22 protein-coding genes are annotated in these 24,892 nt (G+C 67.2%); 16 read left to right on the top strand and 6 right to left on the bottom strand.

From position 1 onward, the window contains the following. The first annotated feature begins 92 nt into the window (after window positions 1-92). From IIE29_RS04485 to gap, 7 genes are all read left to right on the top strand, one after another. Window positions 93-2,231: an MMPL family transporter gene (locus IIE29_RS04485; RefSeq protein WP_209323956.1), complete on the top strand. Its 2,139-nt coding sequence runs from the start codon at window positions 93-95 to the stop codon at window positions 2,229-2,231. Between the two features lie 83 nt (window positions 2,232-2,314). Further along, a complete protein-coding gene (locus IIE29_RS04480; RefSeq protein ID WP_343071786.1) occupies window positions 2,315-3,640 on the top strand; it encodes a sensor histidine kinase in 1,326 nt (441 codons plus the stop codon). Further along, window positions 3,637-4,257, top strand: a complete 621-nt coding sequence (locus IIE29_RS04475) for a response regulator (RefSeq protein WP_209323955.1) — start codon at window positions 3,637-3,639, stop codon at window positions 4,255-4,257. The genes IIE29_RS04480 and IIE29_RS04475 overlap by 4 nt, the downstream gene beginning before the upstream one ends. Before the next feature lie 598 nt (window positions 4,258-4,855). Next, window positions 4,856-6,529 (top strand): serine hydrolase domain-containing protein, encoded by a 1,674-nt coding sequence (locus tag IIE29_RS04470; RefSeq protein WP_246475679.1) that lies wholly within the window; start codon window positions 4,856-4,858, stop codon window positions 6,527-6,529. 266 nt (window positions 6,530-6,795) lie between these two features. Further along, window positions 6,796-7,137, top strand: coding sequence for a carboxymuconolactone decarboxylase family protein (locus IIE29_RS04465; protein ID WP_209323954.1), 342 nt, complete (start codon window positions 6,796-6,798; stop codon window positions 7,135-7,137). Between the two features lie 42 nt (window positions 7,138-7,179). Then, complete coding sequence (locus IIE29_RS04460) at window positions 7,180-8,343, top strand: GlxA family transcriptional regulator (protein ID WP_246475678.1); 1,164 nt, start codon at window positions 7,180-7,182, stop codon at window positions 8,341-8,343. Window positions 8,344-8,544: 201 nt separating this feature from the next. After that, the gene (gap, locus tag IIE29_RS04455; protein ID WP_209323953.1) at window positions 8,545-9,540 is read left to right on the top strand and encodes a type I glyceraldehyde-3-phosphate dehydrogenase; all 996 of its coding nucleotides are present in this window, start codon (window positions 8,545-8,547) and stop codon (window positions 9,538-9,540) included. Between the two features lie 107 nt (window positions 9,541-9,647). Here gap and IIE29_RS04450 read toward each other — a convergent pair whose 3' ends face one another. Then, the gene (locus IIE29_RS04450) at window positions 9,648-9,965 is read right to left on the bottom strand and encodes an XRE family transcriptional regulator (RefSeq protein WP_209323952.1); all 318 of its coding nucleotides are present in this window, start codon (window positions 9,963-9,965) and stop codon (window positions 9,648-9,650) included. A 323-nt stretch (window positions 9,966-10,288) separates the two neighbouring features. On the opposite strand from IIE29_RS04450, the gene IIE29_RS04445 reads away from it, so the two are divergent. Further along, window positions 10,289-11,182 (top strand): hypothetical protein, encoded by an 894-nt coding sequence (locus IIE29_RS04445; protein ID WP_209323951.1) that lies wholly within the window; start codon window positions 10,289-10,291, stop codon window positions 11,180-11,182. 50 nt (window positions 11,183-11,232) lie between these two features. On the opposite strand, the gene IIE29_RS04440 is transcribed toward IIE29_RS04445, so the two are convergent. Together IIE29_RS04440 and IIE29_RS04435 are read right to left on the bottom strand one after the other, a co-directional pair. Next, window positions 11,233-13,173 (bottom strand): bifunctional sugar phosphate isomerase/epimerase/4-hydroxyphenylpyruvate dioxygenase family protein, encoded by a 1,941-nt coding sequence (locus tag IIE29_RS04440; protein ID WP_209323950.1) that lies wholly within the window; start codon window positions 13,171-13,173, stop codon window positions 11,233-11,235. Next, window positions 13,170-14,492 (bottom strand): MFS transporter, encoded by a 1,323-nt coding sequence (locus tag IIE29_RS04435; protein WP_209323949.1) that lies wholly within the window; start codon window positions 14,490-14,492, stop codon window positions 13,170-13,172. The genes IIE29_RS04440 and IIE29_RS04435 overlap by 4 nt, the downstream gene beginning before the upstream one ends. A gap of 214 nt (window positions 14,493-14,706) precedes the next feature. On the opposite strand from IIE29_RS04435, the gene IIE29_RS04430 reads away from it, so the two are divergent. Genes IIE29_RS04430 through IIE29_RS04420 form a run of 3 tightly spaced genes read left to right on the top strand, consistent with a single transcriptional unit; the run spans window position 14,707 to window position 16,762 of the window. Beyond that, window positions 14,707-15,456, top strand: coding sequence for an IclR family transcriptional regulator (locus tag IIE29_RS04430; protein WP_209323948.1), 750 nt, complete (start codon window positions 14,707-14,709; stop codon window positions 15,454-15,456). A 2-nt stretch (window positions 15,457-15,458) separates the two neighbouring features. After that, the gene (gene aroQ, locus IIE29_RS04425; protein ID WP_209323947.1) at window positions 15,459-15,905 is read left to right on the top strand and encodes a type II 3-dehydroquinate dehydratase; all 447 of its coding nucleotides are present in this window, start codon (window positions 15,459-15,461) and stop codon (window positions 15,903-15,905) included. Next, on the top strand, window positions 15,902-16,762 hold the full coding sequence (locus IIE29_RS04420) for a shikimate dehydrogenase (protein WP_209323946.1): 861 nt from the start codon (window positions 15,902-15,904) through the stop codon (window positions 16,760-16,762). Before aroQ ends, IIE29_RS04420 begins: the two co-directional genes overlap by 4 nt. A gap of 97 nt (window positions 16,763-16,859) precedes the next feature. On the opposite strand, the gene IIE29_RS04415 is transcribed toward IIE29_RS04420, so the two are convergent. The 3 genes from IIE29_RS04415 to IIE29_RS04405 form a co-directional block, all read right to left on the bottom strand. After that, window positions 16,860-17,666 carry a DedA family protein gene (locus IIE29_RS04415; RefSeq protein WP_209323945.1) on the bottom strand — a complete coding sequence of 269 codons (807 nt, stop codon included), beginning with the start codon at window positions 17,664-17,666 and terminating at the stop codon, window positions 16,860-16,862. 103 nt (window positions 17,667-17,769) lie between these two features. Next, window positions 17,770-18,810: an L-glyceraldehyde 3-phosphate reductase gene (gene mgrA, locus IIE29_RS04410; RefSeq protein WP_209323944.1), complete on the bottom strand. Its 1,041-nt coding sequence runs from the start codon at window positions 18,808-18,810 to the stop codon at window positions 17,770-17,772. A gap of 53 nt (window positions 18,811-18,863) precedes the next feature. Further along, a complete protein-coding gene (locus IIE29_RS04405) occupies window positions 18,864-19,184 on the bottom strand; it encodes a 4a-hydroxytetrahydrobiopterin dehydratase (protein ID WP_209323943.1) in 321 nt (106 codons plus the stop codon). Window positions 19,185-19,386: 202 nt separating this feature from the next. Here IIE29_RS04405 and IIE29_RS04400 point away from each other — a divergent pair, with 202 nt between their 5' ends. The 5 genes from IIE29_RS04400 to IIE29_RS04380 all read left to right on the top strand — a co-directional run bounded on the left by IIE29_RS04400 (window position 19,387) and on the right by IIE29_RS04380 (window position 24,868). Next, complete coding sequence (locus IIE29_RS04400; RefSeq protein WP_209323942.1) at window positions 19,387-20,109, top strand: GntR family transcriptional regulator; 723 nt, start codon at window positions 19,387-19,389, stop codon at window positions 20,107-20,109. Then, complete coding sequence (locus tag IIE29_RS04395; protein WP_209323941.1) at window positions 20,106-21,311, top strand: anhydro-N-acetylmuramic acid kinase; 1,206 nt, start codon at window positions 20,106-20,108, stop codon at window positions 21,309-21,311. Before IIE29_RS04400 ends, IIE29_RS04395 begins: the two co-directional genes overlap by 4 nt. 76 nt (window positions 21,312-21,387) lie before the next feature. After that, window positions 21,388-22,887: a sodium:solute symporter gene (locus tag IIE29_RS04390; RefSeq protein WP_209323940.1), complete on the top strand. Its 1,500-nt coding sequence runs from the start codon at window positions 21,388-21,390 to the stop codon at window positions 22,885-22,887. Further along, window positions 22,887-23,840, top strand: a complete 954-nt coding sequence (gene murQ, locus IIE29_RS04385) for an N-acetylmuramic acid 6-phosphate etherase (RefSeq protein ID WP_209323939.1) — start codon at window positions 22,887-22,889, stop codon at window positions 23,838-23,840. Before IIE29_RS04390 ends, murQ begins: the two co-directional genes overlap by 1 nt. Further along, window positions 23,837-24,868, top strand: coding sequence for an N-acetylglucosamine kinase (locus IIE29_RS04380; protein WP_209323938.1), 1,032 nt, complete (start codon window positions 23,837-23,839; stop codon window positions 24,866-24,868). The genes murQ and IIE29_RS04380 overlap by 4 nt, the downstream gene beginning before the upstream one ends. The last annotated feature ends 24 nt before the right edge of the window (window positions 24,869-24,892 follow it).

Below are 24,892 nucleotides of genomic sequence, written 5' to 3'. Positions count from 1 at the left end.
CCAGGTCAGGGCGTTTTCTCCATCGAAAGTCGCAGGGCGAATCCGAACTCATAGGCGATGTGCCCGCGCCCGGCGATTGATGGACTTGAGGCATGACCTCATCATTGATCAAAACCGCCCACACGCTGACATCGAAGCGCGGTTCGTGGTTCGTCCTCGGCGGGGTGGTCGTCCTCGTCGCCCTGATCTTCGGACTGCTGTCCGGCGCGGGCGAGGACCGGCCCAACGAGACCGCTCCGGCGGATTCCGAATCCGCTCAGGCCCAGCGGATCCTCGACAAGTTCCCCGAGGCGGACAAGCAGTCCGTCATGATCGTGGCCTCGAACACCGACGGCAGCACGCTGAGCGCCGGTGACCGGTCCGAGCTCGAGAGTCTCGCCGGCTCCCTGACCAAGGCGTCATCGGAGAAGGTGACCGGCCCCATCCTCAGCGATGACGAGCAGGCGGCTCTGCTCATGGTGCCCATCGAGGTGGGTCTGACGAACTCCGACACGGCCGAGACCGTCGACGAGCTGCGCGCCACGATCGCTGCCGACCCGACCGCGGCCGGACTGGCCGATTCGGGCATGTCCCTGCTGGTCACCGGCGGTCCTGCGATCGGCGCCGATATCGCCTCGGCGTTCGACGGAGCCGACTTCACCCTGCTCATCGTCACCATAGTCATCGTGGCGCTGCTGCTCATCATCACCTACCGCTCGCCCGTCCTGTGGCTGCTGCCGCTCATCGTCATCGGCACGGCCGACGGACTGGCCTCGACCGTGACTGCCGCCGTCGGCGACGCTCTCGACCTGCAGTTCGATGCGGGCATCATCAGCGTCCTCGTCTTCGGCGCGGGCGCGAACTATGCCCTCCTGCTCATCTCCCGCTACCGCGAGGAGCTGCGCCGCGAAGCCGACCACCGCGCGGCGCTCGCCGAAGCGTGGACCCACACGGCGACGACGATCCTCGCTTCGAACCTCACAGTCGTCCTGTCCCTGCTCAGCCTCGTCTTCGCCGTCATCCCCGGCACCCGTGGCCTCGGCATCACCGCCGCCGTCGGCCTCATCATCTCTGCTGCCGCGGTGCTGATCGCCCTGCCGCCCGTGCTCGCGATCTGCGGAAAGAAGATGTTCTGGCCCTTCGTCCCGACCGCCTCGGAGACCGCCGGTGCGGAATCCGCCCCCGCCGACCGCGGGGCCGCCTCGGCGAAGCCCTCGATCTGGCGGAGAATCGCCACTCGCGTAGTACGGAAACCGTGGCTGCACCTCGGTGCGGGAATCGTCATCCTCGGCGTCATGGCCACCGGTTTCATCGGGTCCTCGATCGGGCTCGACCAGACCGAGAAATTCCGGGTCCAGTCCGAATCGGCGCAGGGCCTCGACATCCTCGCCGACCACTTCCCGCCCGGGGAATCGCAGCCGATCTGGGTCGTCGCCGACACCGACCACGCCGACCATGTCGTCGATTCGGTGTCCGACATGGACGGCGTCGTGCGCGCCTCCGCGATCGAGGACACGGACATCGGCGGCACCTCGGTCACGAAGATCATGGTCACCGGCGAATACGAACCGGACAGCGCGAAGGGGCTCGACCTCGTCGGGGAGATTCGCGACGAGGTCCACGCCATCGACGGGGCCGATGCTCAGGTCGGCGGTGCCGCAGCCACGGAGCTCGACGCCCGAGACGGCAACCGGGCCGATTTCCTCACCATCGTCCCGATGGTCCTGGCGATCAGCTTCATCATCCTGCTCGGCATCCTCCGGGCCCCCATCGCGGCGTTCACCCTGCTGCTCGTCAACGTGGTGTCCTCGGCAGCGGCGATCGGGCTCGGCGCGTTCCTGTCGCGGACGATCTTCGGTCAGGCCGCACTCGATGCGCAGGTGCCGATCCTCGCGTTCCTCTTCCTCGTGGCGCTGGGCATCGACTACTCGATCTTCCTCGCTCACCGCGCGAAGAAGGAATCGGCTCTCCACGGCGGCCGCCAGGGCATGATCGAGGCCGTCGCCCACACCGGTGGGGTCATCACCAGCGCCGGCATCGTCCTGGCCGGAGTGTTCGCGGCACTCGGCATGCTGCCGCTCATGGTGCTCGGCCAGCTCGGCCTCATCGTCGGAGTCGGCGTGCTCGTCGACACGATCATCGTGCGCACCGTCATCGTGCCCTCGATCTTCGGTCTCGTGGGCAACCGGATGTGGTGGCCGAACCAGTCGTTCACCCGCCATCCGCGCACGACCGGCGGCAGTTGTGGTTGAGTGGACAGGAAGAACCGAGAGAGCAGAAAGAGGATCGTCCCGGCGCCATCACCGCCGAGGCTGATCCGCAGGAAGGCGGCGACGTGAGCGCACGCAGATGGACAGAGCGGACGATGGAGATCGGCCAGCACGCGATCGCGCTCGCCCTGACCGTCATCGCCTGCATCCGCGCCGTCTCCAGCGGGGCGCCGCTTCTCGCCGCCATCGCCGTCAGCGTGGTCTTCCTCGCCTGGTACGCCCTCGGCGCCATCCGTGCCGCCCGTTCAGGTGCGCTCGTGCTCGCGAAATGGTGGCTGATCGTCCTCGCACTCGCCTGGCTGTGCACCCTGCTCGTCTCCGCCGAATTCATCTGGATCGCCTTTCTCCTCTGGCTGCTGGCCGGGCACCTGTTCTCACTCCGGATCGCCGTCGTCTTCACCGCGCTGACCTACATCGCGACCGTTGCCGCCCCATTGGCGCACTACGGACAGGTGCTCGCGCCGAGCATCATCGGATCCCTCATCGGCGCCGTCTTCGCCCTCGGCCTCTCTCGGGGCTACATCGAACTGCTCCGTGAAGGACGCCGCCGCGAGGAGCTGCTGCGCTCCCTCGAACTGGCCCATCGGAATCTGCTCGACCTCCAGGACGAGCTCGCTCTGACCCAGCGCCATGCCGGTGAGATCCAGGAGCGGACCCGCGTCTCCCGCGACATCCACGACACGATCGCGCAGTCGATCTCGTCGATCAGGCTCATCGCCCACGCCGAGGCGGAGCGGACCGCCGATGACCACGCCGGCCAGGTGCTCGTCCAAGTCGAGGACCTCGCCGCCCAGAGCTCTCGTGACGTCCGCCGCATCATCGCGGCCCTGGCCCCGGCCGAGCTCGAGGACGGGGCGCTGACCGCCGCGATCCGCAGACTGCTCACCCGCCTCGAACAGGACACCGATATCCGCGGCCGTGTCGAGGTCGATGAGACCTTCCCTCCTCTGCCCGCCGAGGCGGAAGTGGCGCTGCTGCGGACCGCTCAGTCGGCTTTGGCCAACGTCCGTCAGCATTCGCAGGCGAGTCGAGTGATGGTCAGCCTCATGGATGCGGAAGGCTCCATCCGCATGGACATCGTCGATGACGGGGTGGGCATGGCAGAGCCGCAGGAGCGGTCGCGGAGTTCGGACTCCGGCTTCGGTCTCGACTTCATCGCTGCACGCATGCGTGAACTGGGCGGGGAGCTCGTGATCGAGTCGGCACAGGGTTCGGGCTTCGCGATCTCAGCGATCCTGCCGACGCCATCGGGCCTGTCGCCTCGCTCGGGTGGGAGCGTGACTCGGTCGGGTGGGAGCGTGACGACGGGCCACCTCGGCGAGAAGGATGCCGGCGGTGACGCGGGGGATGAGCGCACGAGCGGCGCCGAAGACGAAGGAGAGGGCAAATGACGATCCGAGTGGTTCTTGTCGACGATCACCCGGTGGTCAGGGCCGGTCTGAAGTCGGTCATCGATGCCCCCGAGCACATCGCTGTCGTCGGCGAGGTCGGCAGCGGCGAGGAGGCGCTGGTGCGCGTCGACGAACTCGACCCTGATGTCGTCCTGTGCGACCTGCGACTGGGGGAGGGCATCGACGGCATAGAAGTGACCAGACGACTGCGAGCGCGACCGAAGCCGCCGGCGGTGCTCATCCTCACCACCTTCGACAACGATTCCGAGATCGTGGGCGCGCTCAACGCGGGTGCCGCAGGGTATCTGCTCAAGGACATCGACCCCAGCGACATCTCGACGGCCATCGAGAAGGCCTCACGTGGGGAGACGTATCTGCCTCCGGAGATCTCGTCGAAGGTCATCGCCGCCATGCGCAATCCCGGTCCGAAGCTGACCCGGAGGGAGCGTGAGGTCGTCAAGCTCCTGGCCACAGGAGCCTCCAACGCGCAGATCGCTCAGGAGCTCTTCGTCACCGAGGCGACGGTGAAGAGCCACCTCGTCAACGTCTTCACGAAGCTCGGCGTGGACTCGCGAGCCCGTGCCATCCGCGTCGCCGAGGACAAAGGACTGGTGTAGGGGCTGGGCTGGAACCTTGATGGCCTGGCCCGGACGGCCGCGGCTGCGCGAGGAGCTGGCCCAGGGGCCGACGGCTGCACGCGGGTCTGGCTCAAGGACGACGGCCGGTTGAGAGAACGCAATTGTCCCTTGGCCTGCGCCTGTCCCCGGGGCTGCGCCTGTCTCTTGGCCTGCGCCGAGACACGGGCCGAGCATGGAGCAGCTCCGCGCGACCGGCGAGCACTTCGGCGCCGAATATTGGTCGCATTCGGACCTCGGCCGGCAAACATAGGTCACTATCGGATACTTCTGAGCGCAGAAAGTATCCGATAGTGACCTATAGTCGCGGGTAGAAGGTGGGCCGGCTGGGGCCCTGCCACCTCGACGGCCCGGATCTGACCAGTCGATCTGCCCGGTCTTCAGGTGAATAACTGATTGGTAATCAATCGTTGCATCGGACCTGGTGAGCGTTTCAGTATGCCCACGCGACTCGTGCGATGTCGCCCGGGAAGCCCGTTTCGACTACGGAGTTTCACCTCCTCCGGGTAGTCTGTTCCCTGCGCAACGGGACAGTCCCGCGCGTTCGCGGAGCCGTTCGGATCGAGACAGTGGAGGTGACATGGCAAGCGAAGACGAAACGTTTCTGCCCCGCCCGGTGACCTCGTCGAACCGTCGCATCGGTGCGCTGTCCGGCAACACGAGGGGCATCGACACAGGCCCGGATGTCGGTGCTAAGCGACCTGGGAAGTCCACTCGGGGCAACGCCGGGTCCGCCGCGGCAGAGACTGCCCCCGACACGAGCGACACAACGGGCTCTCGTATGCCGGACGTCACTGCAGCAGCTGCGCTCGACGAGCCCGGCACGCCCGACGGATCCGACTTTCCCGCCTCGGCGCCGGATATCACTCTCCCTCGTGCAGGGGAACTGACCTCGGCAAGCGAGGACGCCATCGTCGACCCCTCCGAGGCGGTCCTCGAACGGATCGACCTCGACTCCTGGAAATGGCCGGAGTACTTCGCCTTCTCGCTGACCCGGATGGAGGAGATCTTCCCCGTCGGCGGCATTCCACGCGGAATCGGACCCGTCCGTGAGCTGGTCACCGAGGAGCACGACTTCCGGCCTCTGCGCATCGACCGTGAGAAGTGGTCCGCCGCCGACGAGAGCTGGTCCACCGTCGGCGATGTCCTGACGAACACCTTCACCGACGCCTGGTTGGTCGCCCGCGACGGCGTGGCGCTGGCCGAAGAATATGCGTGGCCGATGAAGCCCGCCCGCCAGCACATGCTCTTCTCCGTCAGCAAGTCCATCGTCTCCACGGTCATCGGCGCACTCGCCGACGCCGGGAGACTTGCACCGACCGACTTGGTGACCACACACGTGCCGACCCTGGCCGAGTCCGGTTACGCCGGAGCCACCATCCGCGACCTGCTCGACATGCGATCGGGCATCAGGTTCTCCGAAGAGTACCTCGAGGAGGGCTCCGAGATCCGGGCCCTGTTCGAAGCCGTCGATTTCGCGCCCCGGACGGCCGCCTCGGCGAATGGGATCAAGGACTTCCTCACCGGGCTGAGCAGCGAACGCGAACACGGTTCGGCCTTCGTCTACCGCAGCTGCGAGACCGACGTGCTCGCATGGATCGCCGAGGCGGCCACCGGCCAGCCGTTCTCCAACGTCGCCAGCGAATTCGTCTGGTCGAAGATCGGCGCCGCCCACGCGGCCCAGGTCTGCCAGGACCGATGGGGAGGAGCGATCGCCGATGGGGCCATCAGCACGACCCTGCGCGACCTGACCCGGTTCGGCGAGATGATCGCCCGCGGCGGCACGACCGCGAACGGCGAACGAGTCCTCTCCGCGGCTTGGGTCGATGACATCTTCACCGGAGCCGTGGACTCGGCGGAGGTCTTCGCCGCCTCGCCCTCCGGCTGCTCGTACCCGGGAGGTATGTACCGCAGCCAGTTCTGGGTGCCCTCGGCCAACCGCGATGTCGTCATCGGCATCGGCATCCATGGCCAGATGCTCTACATCGACCGCGCCACGCAGACTGTCGGCGTCAAGCTCTCGAGCGACCCCGAGCCGGTGAGTCTGGCCGCCCAGCACGGCACCCTGGCCATGTTCGAAGCCATCGCCGAGGCAGTGCCGACCTCCCAGACCGAGCGCGCGCCAGGCGAGGGGACGCAAGCGCAGGCACAGGAGAACGAGGACCCGGCGAAGCTCCCGAGACTCGCTGCACCGAACCTCGCCGTCCCAGGCGTCGCCGGAGCTCCGCTCGCGGCGCAGAACACCCTCTGCTGACAGCCTGCGGACGAGCGCCGCCCAGTGGCGCCGAACCGGTCTAGCGGCGGCCGAGCGCCGCTCAGTGGCGCCGAACCGGTCTGTCCACGACGACGGTGTAGACCGCTTGAGTGGTCATTGTGGGCGGACTGCCCTTGGGAAAATTCCGCCCAGAACGACCACCCAGCAGGTGAACCGCTCAGAACCACCACCCGAATGGGCGACATGCCCTGCTGTGAGGCGGTAGCGTGACGAGCGGAAGGACACCGACCTCAGAAGGAGCAGCAATGAGTGATTTCCAGGATCGCGAAGGCGACGCCGAGTACGACCGGGCTTACAAGGAGACGACGCCGGACATCCTCAAGGCATTCGGCGAGTTCAACAACGCTGTCTTCGCACCCGAAGGCCGTGAGATCCCCCTGAAGTACCGAGAGCTCATGGCCTACGCCGTGGGCCTGACCACTCAGTGCGCGTACTGCATCGACGCTCACTCGAACGCCGCAGTCAAAGCCGGCGCCACCGAGGGAGAGCTGGCCGAGACCGCATGGACCGCCGCGGCGATCCGGGCCGGCGGCGCCTTCACCCATGGTCGTCTCGGTTTCAAGCTCAGCGGAGCCCACGACCACTGAGTCCCGACCATGAGTGATGAGTCTCGAACCTCCCATCGCAGAATGCCCCGTTCGAGCCCGCACCGCCTCCTGGTGCTGGCCCTCGACGGGGTGTCAGCGATGGATCTCGGGGTTCCGGTGCAGGTCTTCGGTGCCGAATCCAATGCCACACCGGTGCGCACCACGGCTGCTTCGAACCCGTCCGGCACGCACCTCACCGCTGCGAACCAGCCGGGTCCCCATCCCACAGTCCAGAGCCCGCCCGTCCCGAACCCCTCCGTCGCACACGATTCTGCCGCGCTGTCTCCCGCGCCCACAGCGGCACCGGACACGGTGTATGCCGCAGCCGCCAGCGGGGGAGTGCTGCCGAGCGGAACCTGGCCCTATACGGTCGAGGTCTGCGGAGTCCGACCCGGCACGATCTCCGGGGCCGACGGACTCTCCTATACCGTCGGCTCCGGACTCGAAGCCCTCGAGACGGCGGAGACGATCATCATTCCCGGAGCCACCTCGGTGGTCGATGACGAACCGTCGGCGGCCGTCGTCGGCGCACTGCTCTCGGCTTTCGAGCGCGGGGCGAGGATCGCGGCGATCTCGACGGGCACCTTCGCCCTCGCTCGCACCGGCCTCCTGGCCGGACGCCGCGCCACGACGCACTGGTCGACCGCGAAAGAGCTGGTGCGACGTTATCCGTCCATCAGAGTCGACGAGAACGTCCTCTTCATCGATGAAGGACGGCTGCTCACTTCTGCAGGAGCCGCCTCGGCGATCGATCTCTGCCTCCATCTCATCCGCAACGACCACGGTGTCGGCCTGTCGAACCAGGTTGCGCGACGGCTCGTGGCCGCCGCTTATCGCAGTGCCGGCCAGGCGCAGTACGTGCCCCGCAGCGTGCCCGATCCGCTCGGCGACGACTTCGCCGACACTCGCGAATGGGCGCTGCAGCACATCGGCGAGAAACTGACACTGCGGGACCTCGCCGCCAATGCCGGAGTCTCCGTGCGCACCTTCTCCCGCCGCTTCGTCGAAGACACGGGCTACACCCCCATGCAGTGGGTGCTCCGGGCCCGAGTCGATCTCGCCAGGGAACTGCTGGAGAACAGCGATCTCGGCATCGAGCAGATCGCTGACCAGGTCGGTCTGGGCACTGGTGCGAACCTGCGGATGCACTTCCAGCGCATCCTCTCGACGTCACCGAACGACTACCGGCACTCCTTTCAGGGGTGAGCCGGCCCGCTGTCGGGACGGTCTCGACAGCGGATTTAGAGCCGTATTCGAGGCCACGATCACATTGGCCGGAAACTTTCGGCATCTGGCAATAGGACTGGCGAAAAGCTTGCGTAGATTGTCTGACTGGCCACTGTTGCCGAGGCGTTCAAGCGCCCATGATGGAGATATCAAGACGAATCCCGTGTTCAAGGAGTGACATTGACTCGTATCGCCATCAATGGTTTCGGTCGCATCGGACGCAGCACCCTGCGCGCCCTCATCGAGCGCGGCAGCGAGCTCGAGGTCGTGGCCATCAATGACCTCGGCCCGGTCGAGGATCTCGCCCGGCTGCTGAAGTTCGACACGACCCTCGGCCGCTTCAACCACACCGTCGAAGCGAAGGACGATGAGATCGTCATCGACGGCACGTCGATCAAGGTGTTCGCCGAGAAGGACCCCGCGAAGCTGCCCTGGGGCGAGCTCGACATCGACATCGCCCTCGAATCGACCGGCCGCTTCACAAAGGCCGAGAAGGCACGCGCTCATCTCACCGCCGGGGCCAAGAAGGTGCTCGTCAGCGCTCCCTCGAAGGGTGCCGATGTCACTCTCGCCTACGGTGTCAACAGCGAGGCCTACAAGCCCGAGCACACCGTCATCTCCAATGCCTCGTGCACGACGAACGCGCTGGCTCCGCTGGCGAAGGTGCTCGACGACCTCGCCGGAATCGAGCAGGGCTTCATGACCACGGTCCACGCCTACACCGGTGACCAGATGGTCCAGGACGGCCCGCACAAGGATCCCCGTCGTGCCCGCGCCGCGGCCGAGAACATCATTCCCACCTCGACGGGCGCGGCCAAGGCCATCGGCCTCGTCCTCCCGCAGCTCGACGGCAAGCTCAGCGGCGACGCCATCCGTGTGCCGGTGCCAGTCGGCTCGATCGTCGAGATCAACACGACGGTGTCCCGTGAGGTCACCCGCGACGAGGTGCTCGACGCCTACCGGACCGCAGCCGACGGCGAGCTCAAGGGCATCCTCGAGTACGAGACCGAACCGGTCGTCTCCAGCGACATCACCGGTCAGTCTGCCTCGTCGATCTTCGACTCGGCGCTCACCCGCGTGCAGGGCAAGCATGTGAAGGTCGTCGCGTGGTACGACAACGAATGGGGCTTCTCCAACCGCGTCGTCGACAATCTCGAGTTCATCGGACGGAGCTGACGACCACCGGCGCCGAGGGGGCTCGCCGAATGGTCCGCCGACGCCTGTGAATGCACCTGTGGCCCCGGAACTGCCCATGGCAGGTCCGGGGCCACAGTCGTGCCAACTCAGACGTCGTCGTCGGCCGCGGTGCCGCCTTCGCCTTCCCAGCGTTCGATGGCACGGACCTTGGCCCGATTGAACTTGAGGCGCACTCCATAGCCTGCGACCTTGTCGTCGGGAATGATCTGGGCGCCGAACTCCTGCAGCGCCTCGTGAAGCCGGTTCTCCTGCTGTTCGGTGAGGTCCTCGAGACCTTTTTCGAACCGTTTGAGCTCGGACTTGTCGAGGCGGGCCTTGGACGCGACTTCCTTCGCCGAGACTCGGCACAGGGCGCGGGCTGCGCGGGCCAGCGGCCCGTCGATGATGATCTCGACTGTACTCATGCCTTAACCATGCCAGAGCCCACCATGCCTGCCAAGGCTGGGGGTGCTCCTGTGCTTTTAGTCGCGGAATGCCCTCTGTGATCTGCTGTCAGCCCCGGTTGACGTGCGGGTTGGATGCGTCTGTATGGCAATCGGTGCAGTCGAGGAGCCGGTCATGCCGACGCGTTCGACGTCTCTGCAGATGAACCCATGTGAAAGATGTGTTCTATTGTCGGGCGAGCATGCCGTGTCAGTGCCGACGTCTAATGTTTCAGTCATGCTTCCGACATCGGAGTCGGCGGCAGCGCGTCGCAGGGTGCGGCGCATGACGGAAGGTCAGAACAATGGAGATCACGACCAGAAGCATCCGCAGCTTGGCGTATCGCTGCGAAGAATTCCTCGACGACCGCGGGGAGCCGTTGTCGATCGGCTACTCCGGGAGCCTCGCACTGTGCATCCTCGACGCGATCTATTCGACGGGATCTCATCCGACCGCGGTCGACAATGTCGCCGACAGGTACATCGCTCGGCGTGGCCGTGCCGACGGCGCGAAATCGCTGCGCTACTCGATCGCCGCGGCAGGTGGGGCGGAAGTGTGGGCCCGGAAGGTGATCCGCAATCTCAAGCCCGCCAACGTGCAGCCCGGGGCGATGCTCAGGGCCGAGGTCGTCGACCGTGCGACCCGGTTGATGGCCGACCACGACATCGACACCGTCGACGACCTCCTCGCCGCAGTCGGTGACGAACCGTCGACCGGCCGGCATGCCAATGAGGTGGCTCGCGGGTGGTGGGCTCTGCCCAGTCAGAAGTCGGGGATCTCCTGGCGGAACCTGCTCATGCTGGCCGGGTCCGATCACTTCGAGATCGACCACAGGGTGCAGGGCTACATCGGCGAGGTGGCAGGCTTCTTCGTCGTCACCACTGACGACTACGTGCTCGAACTGATCGACGCGACTGCTGATTTCCTCGGCGTCGAGGGCCGGGTGGTCAAGCAGATCGTCTGGCAGGTCTCGCACCGGCGGCTCCTGCCGGATCCGAAGCGTGAGAGTTTCGTCTTCCCGTATGGTCTGGAAGACGAACTCGAACCTGAGGCCGAGGGGTGGGATTCGGTATTCGATCGTGAGCTCTGTGCCGAAGCCGTGGATCGGAATTCGACCTTGGGGCCTGAGGAAGATCTCGGATCCGACTGGATGACGCCCTACTCGAGACCGGGGACGACCGGCGCGGCACCGTTCTGAGTGCCCGCTGGGATCCAGTGGGCTGGGCCGAGTCGCTGGTTCCTGTCGACTCAGCGGCCCGCGTTGCGCCGATGCTGGGCGGCTAGCCGCACCGGCGCATCGGGAGCACCGTAGCCGCGGTAGCCGTCCCGTCGCTCGACCATCTCGAAGAACACCGAACCGATCGTGGCCGTGTAGAAATGCAGGAACTCTCCGCCCTCGTCGCGGTCGTAGAGGATGTTGTGCTCGCGCAGCCGCTCAAGCAGCTGCGGGTCGAGAGCGAAACGGGCTTCGAGGTCCTCGTAGTAGTTCTGCGGCACCTCGAGGAAATCGAGACCACGGGCCAGGGCCGTCGCAGCGGCGGCGAAGATGTCTTCGCAGGCGACGGCCACATGCTCGGGATAGGACTCACCGACCGCGCCCGTGCCGCGGTCGGTGACCTCGGTGGTGCGCGTGGGGGAGACGTTGAGCGGGATCCGCACCGCACCGTCGGGGCTCGACATCACCTGGGAGCGGACGAGACCGGCAGGGCTCGGTACGTCCTGTGACGGCTGGGCTTCAAGGGCCAGCAGGGAGGTGTAGAACAGCACCGCCTCGTCGTAATGATGCGCGGGCTGCGCGAGATTGATGTGATCGATGTGCGAGGACCGTTCGACGCCGCCGGCGCCGAACTCCGCGACCCAGACGGGATCGTCGCCGGTCGTCTGGTGGAAGAAGACCTCCGAGCCGTCGGGGGCGAAGACGCCGCGCAGCACCTCGTCGTTGTGGGTCTGCTCCCGCGGAACCTCGATCGCATGGAGCAGAGAGGCCCGGTCCATGCTCGCAGAGGCGTCCGCGACCTCGAAGCCGATCCCGCGGAGGAAGGTCCCACGTGCGGAGTCCGGTTCCACCTCCGTGATGATGATGCGCGCGCTGCCGCGCCGCCACAGCTGCACGTGCTGCTTCGAGCGGTGGAAGCCGATGAACCGGAATCCGAGCTGGTGCAGCTGTCGGGTCAGCGTGCCGAGGTCGTCGGTGCTCAGTTCCACATAGTCGATGCCCGAGGGGGCGGCGACTCGGGGCAAAGGCTGCAGATCGAGAGCGATGCCGGAGCCGGCACCGGCAGCACCCGCGTCATCGTCGCGTGCAGCATCGCCTCCGCCTGCACGTGCCCCGCCACCCGCGTCATCGCCGCGTGCAGCGACGTCGCGGATGTCGACATCGGCGGCCACGCTCGCCTCCAGCCAGCGCAGTGAGCGCAGGCCGTCGACGGCGGTGCGCTGAGTGTCGGCCTGTCGGAAGGAGTCGTTGAAGACCTCGAGCGATACCGGACCGGCGTACCCGGTCAGAGCTACGCGGGTGAGGAAGTCGGTGAGGTCCCATGCGCCCTCGCCGGGGAAGACCCGGTGGTGACGGGACCAGCTGAGGACATCCATCGACAGCGCAGGGGCGTCGGCAAGCTGGAGGAAGAAGATCTTCTCACCCGGGATCTCGGAGATGCGAGACAGGTCCGTTTCGCGCGAGAGGATGTGGAAGCTGTCGAGACAGGTGCCGATGCGCGGATGGTCTGCGGAGCGCACGAGGTCCCAGGCATGATCGTATTCGGAGACGAACCGGCCCCAGGCAAGTGCCTCATAGGCGACGTCGATGCCGTAGCCCTGAGCCAGATCGCCGAGGCGTCGCAGCTGCTCGACGACGATGCCGTCGTCGGAGATCGTCGCCGTGCCGACATTGGAGCACAGCAGCATGGTGTTCATGCCGAGCCGGGTCATGAGCTCGAATTTCTTCTGCGCACGGACGAGGTTCTGCTGGAACCGGTCCTCCTCGACGCCTTCGAAATCGCGGAAGGGCTGATACAGGTCGAGGCTGAGACCCAGATCGCGGGCCAGTCCGGCGATGGTCTCCGGGGAGTCGGGGGAGACGAGGAGATCCTGTTCGAAGATCTCCACTCCGTCGAAACCGGCCCGGGCGGCCGCGTGCAGCTTCTCTTCGAGTGTGCCGGACAGGCACACCGTGGCAATCGAGGTTCTCATCGTGCCCTTTCCTCATGGACGGTGTCGATCTCTTCCAAGCTCAGCCCCTTCGTCTCGCGAGCCGTCATCGCGACCAGCCCGACGGCGATGCAGACTCCCGCGGTGAAGCCTGCGACGGAGACCCAATTCTCTCCGCCGGCTCCGGCCACGGCGGAGGCGAGCACCGGGGCCAGACCGCCGGAGACGGCGAAGCCGATCTGGGTGCCCAGGGCCAATCCTGTCACCCGCGCCGTGGTGGGGAACATCTCGGCGTAGAACGACGGCCAGATCGAGTTCGCCAGCGAATAGGCGCAGCCCGACATGAGGGCGCCGAAGACGAAGATGAGCGGCCAGCTCCCGGCCGAGACCGCGGCCAGGTACGGGAACATCATCAGTCCGGCGCCCACGGCACCGGTGACAAAGACGGGTTTGCGTCCGAGCCGGTCGGACAGCAGCGCGGCGGCCGGAATCGCGAGCAGGGCCACGGCATTGGCGATGACCGAGACCAGCAGCATGGTCGATCGTTCGAGTCCGACGATCGAGGTGGCGAACGACAGCGACCAGACGGTGAAGACCATGTTCACGGTGTTGACCATGGCGCAGGCGGCCACCCGCAGCACCGCGGCCTTGTGCCACCGGAAGACCTGCATGAGGGGAGGGTTGTCCACGCGTGCTTCCTTGAACGCCGGCGGCTCCTCGAGGCCGCGGCGGATGAGCCACGCTGTGAGCACGACGAGCGCGGAGAGCCAGAACGGCACTCGCCAGCCCCAGCTGAACAGGGCCTCGTCGGGCAGGAAGGCGGTGAAGGGGATGAAGACCGCGGTGGCCAGCAGAGTGCCCGCCTGGGTGCCGTGCAGGGTCCAGCTCGTCGTCCAGGCGCGTTTGTTCTCGCCCGAGTGCTCGAGCGAGACCGAGATCGCGCTCGCCTGCTCACCGGAGGCCGAGAGCCCCTGGATGACGCGGCAGAGCACGAGGAGGACCGGCGCGAGCATGCCGACCTGATCATAGGTCGGCAGGCAGCCGACGAGGAAGGTCGAGATGCCCATCATGAACAGGGTGAGCATGAGGACGAACTTCCGCCCGAAGCGGTCGCCGAGCGGACCCATGATGAGTGCGCCCAGGGGCCGGACGACGTACGCGACTCCGACTGTGCCCATGGCCAGGAGGATCGAGATCCCCGGGGCCGTGGTCTCGGGGAAGAACAGGGTGTTGAGCACCAGCGCCGCCGCAGTTCCATAGACGGCGAAGTCGTAGTACTCGAGAGCCGAGCCGGTCCAGCTCGACAGGGCCGCACGCAGCGGCGTCTTCGTCGGGCGAGCTTCCTCGATCGCGTTGCTCATGCTTCCTCGCATCTCTCACTCTCACGGTCCGTCGGCGGCCCATGGAACCGGACTGAACTGGACTCCGCATTGCCATAGTGTGGCAATGATTGTTACATTGTGGTTTACAGTGTGATTGAGATGACATAGTCTGTCAACGCCGCCCGCAGAGGATCTGCGTCCGCGGACAGATGACAGCCCACCGCACAGCCCCACTAGCGCAAGGAGGCCGGAGATGCCGCCCAAGGGGTCGAACTCGGTGACGAAGACCTTCGAGATGCTCGATCTGCTCGGTGCATCCCCGGAGGGCATCAGTGCAGGCGAAGCCGCCGAGGCGACCGGCTACCCGTTCTCGACGTCCTACCGCCTCCTCGGCGGACTCGTGGAGTCCGGCTACGCGAGCTTCGACCCGCGCACGAAGATCTACACCCTCGGCATGGAGGTCTTCCGCCTGGCGCAGAAGGTCGCCCACCGCCGAGGTCTCACCGGGGCGACGAGGGACCTCCTCGAGGACCTCACGGCGACCACCGGGGAGTCGAGCATCCTCGCCGTGCGGCGCGGCAACTCCGCGCTGACCGTGCTCACGGTCGACGGTCCCCAGTTTCGGACGACGACCGATCCCGGTGACGAATCTCCGCTGCACACCTCGGCGATCGGGCAGGCCCTGCTCGCGCATGACCCGGATGCCGAAGCCACAGTCGACGCCCTCGAACTCGAAGCGCGGACCCCGAACTCGATCACCGAACCCGACCGGATGCGCCGCCGGCTCGAAGAGATCCGCGAATGCGGGTGGGCCGGCCAGTCCGAGGAGAACGACATCGGAATGAATGCCCTCGCCGTGCCGGTCTTCGACCTCGACGGGAGGCTGCTGGCCTCACTGGCTCTCGCCGCTCCCGTCTTCCGACGCAGCCTCGACGAACTCATCGCGCTCGTCCCCCAACTGACCGAGACCGCCGCGGCCATCGCCGCACGATTCCCGAGGTGATCATGCCGCACGTCCTCGTCCTCAACGGCCCCAACCTCAACCTCCTCGGCGAGCGTGAGCCCGAGATCTACGGCCGCACGACCCTGGCCGACATCGAAGCGATGTGCGCCGAGGCCGCCGCCGAGGCGGGCCTGACCGCCCGGTGCATCCAGAGCAACCACGAGGGCGGACTCATCGACGCCGTCCACGAGGCCAGGAACACCACAGTCGGGGCGATCATCAATGCCGGGGCCTATACGCACACCTCGCTGGCCCTGCACGATGCGCTGAAGTCCTATGACCATCCGATCATCGAGGTGCACCTGAGCAATCCCCATGCGCGGGAGGCCGTGAGACACCACTCCTACCTCTCGCCCGTGGCCGCGGCCGTCATCGCCGGAGCCGGCGCGAAAGGCTACGTCCACGCGATGGAGATCCTCATCGACCTGCTACCGAAAGCGAGACCATGACCCCATCCCTCCTCCTCGGACTCATCGGCGACGGCATCTCCGCCTCCCGGACCCCGCGCATGCACGAGAACGAAGGCGCGGCCCATTCCATCCCCACGATCTACCGCACCGTGGACATCGCCGAACCGCGGCTTGCAGGGGCGCGTCTGGAAGAGCTGCTGAATGCTGCGATCCGCCTCGGCTTCGACGGACTCAACATCACCCACCCGTTCAAACAGCAGGTCATCGGATTCCTCGACGCCGTCGACCCGGTCGCCCAGCGCATCGGCTCGGTCAACACCGTCGTCATCGACGGCCAGGGGCACACCACCGGCCACAACACCGACGTCACAGGATTCGCAGCCGGGTTCCGCGCCGGACTGCGAGGCGCCGCCACCGAGGCGGTCGTGCAGATCGGCGCGGGCGGGGCCGGCCGTGCGGTCGGGTTCGCCCTGGCCGAACTCGGCGTGGCCGAACTCGTCATCGCCGACACCGATGTCGATCGTGCACGGGGCCTGGCCGCGGACATCGGCGCGGTCGCGGCGGTCGGGACGCGAGCGCGGGCGATCGGACTGGACGAACTCGAGGCGGCGGCCGCCTCGGCGAACGGGATCGTCAACGCCACCCCCGTCGGGATGAAGGCCTATCCGGGCACTCCCGTCGACACCGCGGTCTTCGGTGCGGATACCTGGGTGGCCGATGTCGTGTACTTCCCGCTCGAGACCCAGCTGCTCGCCGAGGCCAGAGCCAAGGGCTGCCGCACGCTCGACGGCTCGGGGATGGCCGTCAACCAGGCCATCGACGCCTTCGAGCTCTTCAGCGGGCAGAAGGCGGACCCGGCCCGGATGCGCGAGACCTTCCTCTCTTTCGGGGCCTGAGCCCAAATCTTCGGGGTCTGAGTCCGGCCTTTCGGGACTGAACCGGGCCCGTCGGGACGCAACCGACTTTCAGGGGCTGAGACGGCGCCCGGGCTGGTCAGTCCTCCGACGTCTTCTTCGCCTCGGCCTGCCTCTGCTTCCGATACTCCTTGCCGAAGCTGAGGACGAAGACGCCGGCGATGAGCGCCAGGGTCAGCCACATGGCGTACTTGTCGATGACCTTGAGCACGTCGACGGCTGTCTCGCCGAGCTGGAAGCCGAGGACGGTCCAGATGAGAGTGAAGATCAGACAGCCGAGGAGGTCGGCGATGAGGAAGAGCGAGAGCCGCATCCTCGTCCACCCGGCCACGAGGTAGACGAGAGTGCCGGGGATGCCGGGACAGCGGGAGACCAGAGTCATGAGGAACAGGGCCCAGTTCGGGATCCTCTTGAGCTGATTGATGCGCTTGAGCTGCCGCTCGTTCTGAGCGAAGAGCCGCAGCACTCCGTCACCCCACCGGCGTCCGGCCAGCCAGAACGCCCAATCGAGCTTCGCCATGCCGACGAATCCGGCCACGATGACGAGCCAGAGCGGGATCTCACCGACGCGGGCATAGGCTGCGGCCGCGACGATCGAGGTCTTCGCGCCGTTGATGAACTCCTGGACGACCGGGGCGTGGACGAGCATCCAGGGCCGCAGCGGCATGAGCGCGAGGTAGACGAGCGGTACGCCGATGATGATGAACAGCAGCAGCTTGTCGAGCCCGGCCGCCTTGCCCCGCCAGGGTTTGATCGCGGACCAGGGGTTCTCCTTGGCGTCCGTGTGACCGGGCTCGGCGTCCGCGTGACCGGGTTCGTCTTCGGCGTGACCATCGTCGACCGGACCGGGCTCGGCTTCGTCGCGGTCCGCACGGTCATCGCTCATCGGGGCTCCTGCCGCTCGTCTGGGAGGTCGGCGCTTACGGTATCACAGCAGAATGATCGCTTCGGCCCGAGCCGTTCACAATGCGCGGCACCCTCCGCGCGGCTCACTCGGCGGTGCTGCGGCGAGCGTCTCCCCAGATATCGACGCCGGAGTCGACGGCGAAGCGGTCGATCTCGCTCAGCTCCTCCTCGCTCAGCGGGGCCGCCTCGAGAGCGGCGACATTGTGCTCGAGCTGCTCGACCCGGCTGGCACCGATGACCAATGAGGACACGCGCTCGTCGCGCAGGGCCCATGCCAGCGCCATCTGCGCCAGGGACTGACCCCGGGCGGCGGCGATGTCGTTGAGCGAGCGGATGCGGACGAGATTGTCCTCATTGAGGAATCCGTCCTTGAACGATGGCGTGGACTTGCCTGCTCGGGAATCCGCAGGAACCCCGCCGAGGTACTTGTCGGTGAGCAGGCCCTGCGCCAACGGGGAGAAGCCGATGACGCCGAGGCCCTCGACGTCGGTGGTTTCGAGCAGGCCGTCGTCCTCGATCCACCGGTTGACCATCGAATAGGAGGGCTGGTGGATGAGCAGCGGGGTGCCGAGATCGCGCGCGATCTGTGCAGCCCTGGCCGTGTCGGCCGCAGAGTAGGACGAGATGCCCGCATAGAGGGCCCGACCGGATCGCACCGCGGTGTCGAGTGCCCCGATGGTCTCCTCGAGCGGAGTCGTGGCCTCGGGACGGTGCGAGTAGAAGATGTCGACGTAGTCGAGGCCGAGCCTGCGCAATGAGGCGTCGAGGCTGGCCAAGAGGTATTTGCGGCTGCCGCCGGGTCCGCCGTAGGGGCCGGGGTGCATGACCCAGCCGGCCTTCGTGGAGATGATGAGCTCATCGCGGTAGGGATGCAGATCCTCGCGCAGCAGCCTGCCGAAGTTGGTTTCGGCCGAACCGGGCGGCGGCCCGTAGTTGTTCGCGAGATCGAAGTGCGTGATGCCGAGGTCGAAAGCCCGACGGACGATGGCGCGCTGGTTCTGGAAGGCGACGTCGTCGCCGAAATTGTGCCACAGCCCCAGCGACAGGGCCGGCAGGACGAGCCCGGAACGGCCGACCGGGCGGTAGGTCATCGAATCATAGCGGTTCTCGGCGGCGTGGTACACACGTTCTCCTGGGTGCTCGCGGACGGCTGTGGTCACAGCCTAGTACGAGCCGTTCAGTCGGCCGCAGAGTCCGCCTTCACCCCCGCCGAGGCGGCCAGTTCGCTGATCGTTCCCGCGAGGTCGAAATCGCGTTCGGTCACGGCTCCTGTGTCGTGACTGGTCAGCTGGACGTCGACGTGAGGGAACGTCAGGGTGATGTCGGGGTGATGGCCGGCCTCCTCGGCGGCGGCGCCGATCCGGTTGACGAGCTCGAGGCCGGTGGCGAAGTCGCCGGTGAGCAGTCGGGTGCCGATCGAGTCCGTCCGACCCTGCCAGTCCTTCAGCCCCTTCTCCGTGAGGGCGTCGAGCAGTTCCTGTCCGGTGTATGCAGTCATGACTTCATGCTAGGGACTCGGAAGTCCGGCGTGAACCCCTCGTAGGGAGCGCCGCGGTGATCGAGGTGAGCCGGCTGCCGGCACCTCCGTCGTCGGCACCGCCGTCCGCCGGCATCACTCGACGTGCGGCGCCACCCGACTTGCGGTACGAAATAGACCAGTGGTCTTGATCGGGGCGTGTGTCCTGTGCCTCAATAGGGGTGTGACGAAATTCCACTCGATCCGCGACCAGCTTCTCGACCGCCTCGAGGGTATGGCCGCCGGCGAACAGTTCCCGCCCGAACGGCAGCTCGCCGAGTCCCTGGGCATCTCGCGGATGACCCTGCGCCGGGCCCTCGACGAACTCGTCGCCAAGGGCATGGTGCGCAGGCGCCATGGCACCGGGGTCTTCGCGCTCGGTCCGAAGCTCGACCAGCCGCTGGCCGCGAGCTCCTTCACCGAGGACATGCTCGCCCGCGGAATGCGGCCGGGCTCCCACATCCTCAGCTTCGACACGGAGCCGGCGGGCGCCCACATCGCCCGGCGGCTCCACCTCGGCGAGCATGACGAGGTCATCGCCGTCCTGCGTCTGCGGCTGGCCGATGACGAGCCGATCGCCCTCGAGGAGCTCCACGTCCCCTCCGCGCTCGTCCCGGGCCTGAGCGCAGGCGACCTCGAGAACCGGTCGTTCTACGAACTGCTCGGCCAGCGGTTCGACATCGGCCTCAGCCACAGTGTGCAGACGATCGAACCGACGCTCCTCGACGCCGCCGAGGCGAAGCACCTCGGCGTGCCCGAACTGTCCCCGGCGCTGCTGTTCGAACGCACCTCGCGCGGTGCCGACGATGTGCCCTTCGAATTCGTGCGCTCCGTCTACCGCGGCGACCGCTACAAGATCCGCACCGAACTCACCGTCCCCGACCGCATCGGAGGAGAGCACGCATGATCATCGCCGGACTCATGACAGGCACGTCCGCTGACGGACTCGATCTCGTCATCGCCGAGTTCCTGCCCGACCCCACCGTCGGCTCCGACCTCGTCGGCGCCGATCCGACGACCCTGAATGTGCGTATCCTCGCCGAATGCGAGACGCCCTTCGACGCGCAGCTCGCCTCCGACATCCTCCGTCTCCTCGAACCATCGGACCTCCCGCTGTCACTGGTCAGCAGCGTCGACGCTCGGCTCGGCCGCTTCTCAGCCGATGCCCTGGCCGAACTCTGCGCGGAGCACGAGCTCATGCCCGACCTCGTCGTCTCCCATGGACAGACGGTCCGCCACGACATCAGCGACGGCAGCGTCACCGCGACCCTCCAGCTCGGTCAGCCGGCCTTCATCGCCGAACGGCTCGGGGTGCCGGTGCTCTCCGATGTGCGCTCCCGCGACGTCGCCGCCGGCGGGCAGGGCGCTCCGCTGGTGGGAATGCTCGATTCCCTCCTCCTGTCCGAGGTCGCGGCCCCGACCGCGGTGCTCAACCTCGGCGGAATCGCGAACATCACCGTCATCGCCCCGGACCGGGACCCGATCGCCTTCGACACGGGACCGGCCAACGCCCTCATCGACGTCCTCGCTCGTCGCATCACCGACGGCCGGCAGGGATTCGACCGCGACGGGGTGCTCGCCGCCGCCGGAACCGTCGACGAGAAGCTGCTGACCGATCTGCTCACCGAGCCGTTCTATGCACTCGCGGCGCCGAAGTCGACGGGCAAGGAGCTCTTCCATGGCGACTACCTCGATTCCTTCCTCGCAGATCACCCCGACCTCGGCGAGCAGGATCAGATCGCCACGGTGACCGAGCTGACGGCCCGCACCATCGCCGAGGCGTGCCGCCGTTACGAGGTCGCCACCGTCATCGCCTCCGGAGGTGGGACGCGCAATTCCGAACTCATGCGCCGCCTCGGCGAGGGACTGGGCGACGGGGTCGAACTTCTGGGCACGGACGAGGCCTTCGGATTGCCCGAAGGCAGCAAGGAAGCACTGCTGATGGCGCTCATCGGCTGGCTGAGCTGGCACGGACTCGACGGGACCGAACCGAGCCTCACCGGAGCTCGTGGGCCACGCATCGCCGGCCGCTTCACACCGGGATCCGGACCGCTGCAGCTGCCCGAGCCGCTGCACCGACGACCCGCCCGGCTGAGGCTGGCCGACTGATTGCGGCGAACCGAACGCCGCCTGCACGCCCGAAACACCGACCGACAGACTCCACACCTCGAACAAGGAGAGACCAATGCAGATCATCGACCTCCTGGTGATCATCGCCTATCTCGTCGCAACGGCGTGGCTGGGACTGGCACTGAGTGGAAAGCAGAGCAGCCTCAAGGACTACTTCCTCGGCGGACGCGACCTGCCGTGGTGGGCGGTGTGCCTGTCCGTCGTCGCCACCGAGACGAGCGCGCTGACCGTCATCGGCATCCCGGTGATGAGCTACCTCGGCGATCTCAACTACCTGCAGCTGGGCTTCGGCTACATCCTCGGTCGCATCGTCGTCGCCTACTTCATGCTCCCGCGCTACTACGACGGTGAGATGATCACTGCCTACGCCTACCTCGGCAAACGCTTCGGACAGTCGACGCAGACGACGGCGGGCGTGACCTTCCTCTTCACTCGTCTGCTCGCCGACGGCGTCCGAGTGCTCGCCGCGGCGATCCCGCTCAAGGTCATCCTCGACGGGCTCGGGATCCACACGAACTACTTCGTCATCATCGTCGTGCTCTCGCTGGTCACGATCGTCTACACCTTCATCGGCGGCATCAGGGCCGTCGTCTGGGTCGACGTCGCGCAGATGGTCCTCTACGTCCTCGGCGGGATCCTCGCGATCGTCATCATCTCGACATCGATCGGCGGCGGCTGGTTCGCGGAGGCGGTCGAGGCCGGCAAGACGAACCTCTTCGTCTTCGAGGGCAGCCCGGTCTCCGCCGACGCCTCGTTCATCCCATCCTTCTTCGGCGGCGCGGTCTTCGCCATGGCCTCGCACGGTTCGGACCAGCTCATCGTCCAGCGGCTGCTGTCGTGCCGGTCGAAGCTCGAGGCGCAGAAGGCGCTCATCGCCTCCGGCATCGTCGTATTCGTCCAGTTCGCGATCTTCCTCGCCGTGGGACTGGCCCTCTGGGCCTACTACGATCATGCGCTGCCGGCAGACCTCGGTCTGACCCGCGATGACGAGATCTTCCCGCACTTCATCATCGAGGGCCTGCCCACCGGCATCTCGGGCCTGCTGCTGGCCGGCATCCTCGCCGCCGCGATGTCGACATTGTCGTCCTCGCTGTCCGCCCTGTCGTCCTCGACGGTCAACGACGTCTATGCTCGTCTCAAGCGCACCCCGATGACCGACGAGCAGGGATTCAAGGTCGGCCGCTGGGCGACTATCGGCTGGGGGATCGCGTTCATCCTCCCGGCCACGGTGTTCGAATCCGACTCCGGCAACATCGTCATCCTGGCGCTGGGCATCGCCGGCATCACCTACGGAGGGCTGCTGGGTGCGTTCGTCTTCGGCATCCTCAACAAGCGCGCGAACGCCCTCGATGCGAATATCGCCTTCGCACTCGCCGTGGCCGTCAACGCCTTCTTCTTCGTCATGGAGAAGTACGTCACCGGCGAGGTGTGGGTCGCCTGGCAGTGGTACCCGCTGCTCGGCGTCATCGTCACCTTCGCCGTCGGCGGCCTGCTCTCGCTGCGCCACCCTGCAGCAGATCCCACCGCCGCCGAGGTGGAAGGGAGCAGGCGCTGATGGCTCCGTCCCAGCCCGGTTCGCCGCAGTCCCAGTCGGCGTCGTCCGAACGTCGTCTGTCTCCGACCGAGCAGCGCAATCCGGCCAGCTCAGGACTCGACGACCTCGACACGCTCGGGGTGCTGCAGGTGCTCAACGCGCAAGACCACGCCGTCATCGACGCGGTCGCTTCCGCCCTGCCGCAGCTGGCCGGGCTCGTCGACGTCGCCGCAGAGCGCATGCGCCGAGGCGGTCGTGTGCACTACTTCGGGGCCGGCACCTCGGGTCGGCTGGGTGTGCTCGATGCGAGTGAGCTCCTGCCGACGTTCAACCTCGAACCCGGTCGGGTCGTCGGGCACATAGCCGGCGGGCAGGCGGCCCTGGTCAACGCGGTCGAGAACGCCGAGGACTCCGCAGCCGGCGGGCGCACGATCGGTGCAGAGCTCGGACCCGTTGATGTGGCCATCGGCATCGCCGCCAGCGGGTCGACTCCCTATGTCGGAGGTGCCCTCGACGCTGCCCGGGAGGCGGGGGCGCACACCGTACTCATCTCGAACAACCCGTACGCCCCCTTGGCCGGCAAAGCGGCCGATCACATCGTGCTCGACACCGGCCCCGAGGTGATCACGGGCTCGACGCGGCTCAAGGCCGGCACCGCGCAGAAGCTCACTCTCAACGGATTCTCGACCGCGCTCATGGTGGCACTGGGCCGGACCTGGGACAACCTCATGGTCTCGGTCGTCGCCACGAACGCGAAGCTGCGTGAGCGCACTGTGCGCATCCTCATGGAGGCCGCAGACCTGGGGGAGGGGGACGCCAGAGCCCTGCTGGAGAGCTGCGAGGGTGACCTCAAGACCGCCATCGTCGTCTCCTTCACCGAGGCGACCCCCGCTGCGGCCGCCTCGGCGCTCAAGTCCCATGCGGGATCGGTCCGGGCCGCGATCGGAACCCTGGCCGCCGGCGGTTCCTCATGAGCAGGTTCGTCCTCGGCATCGACATCGGCGGCACCGGCAGCCGGGCCGCGCTCGGTGTGATCGACGCCGACGGCGGGCTGTCGGGTGCAGGGCGGAACGACGGCGGTCCGGCGCCGATCGTCACGCCTCTCACCGGGCCGCGGGTCGTCGATACGTTCACCGGGCCCCGCATCGAGGTCGGAGCCGGCGGCAGCACCGTCCTCGCAGTGGCTCGCGAGCTCGTGGATTCGGCTGTGAGGACCTGGTCTCGGCAGCTGCCCGACATCGTGGGCATCGGCATCGGGGCGACCGGCATCGCGTCCCTGTCCGAGAGTCCGGCCGATGCCCTGACCGAGATCTCCGCGGAGCTCGGGATGCCGGCTGTCGCTGCCATCGACGCGGTGACCGCCCACCTCGGCGCCCTAGGCGGCAGTGGCGGAGCGGTCACGGTGCTCGGCACCGGTGCCATCGCCATTGCCCACCTCGGGCCCGACGAACGGGGGCGCTGGGCCGCGGATTGGTTGCGAGTCGACGGCTGGGGTCACCTCTTCGGTGATCGCGGGGGAGGGGCATGGCTGGGGCGGCTCGGGCTCGAGACCGCGCTGCGCACTCATGACGGGCTCGACGAGCACGGACGTACCCTGCTCGAGGCCGCCACCCGACGTTTCGGGCCACCGGCCTCATGGCCGGGCCGGTTCTACACCCGCAACGACCGTGCCGGGCTGCTCGCCGAGTTCGCCGCCGACATCGCCGCGTGCGCCCGAGCCGGTGACATCGCCTCGGCAGAGCTGCTCGACGGAGCCGGGAGGGAAGCCGCCCGCAGCGCGGTGGCCGCGGGCCGGGCGGCGTCACCGCGCATCGCGCTCACCGGGGGAGTGGCGGCTGCCGGCGGTTGCGTCGTCGATGGCTTCCGCACCGAAGCCTCCCGTCTGCAGCCGGGCGTCTCCGTCGTCGACCCCGCCGGCGGGCCCCTCGATGGGGCGCTGACTCTGGCCCACCTCGGCGCGGGTGGCAAGCTCAGTGCTCAGGACAAGGTGATCTGGTCCTGAGCACCGGGGGAGTCCGATGACGGT

This window comes from Brevibacterium renqingii (assembly GCF_017808095.1).
Classification (GTDB): Bacteria; Actinomycetota; Actinomycetes; order Actinomycetales; family Brevibacteriaceae; genus Brevibacterium; species Brevibacterium renqingii.
This window is presented reverse-complemented; position numbering and strand designations above follow the sequence as displayed.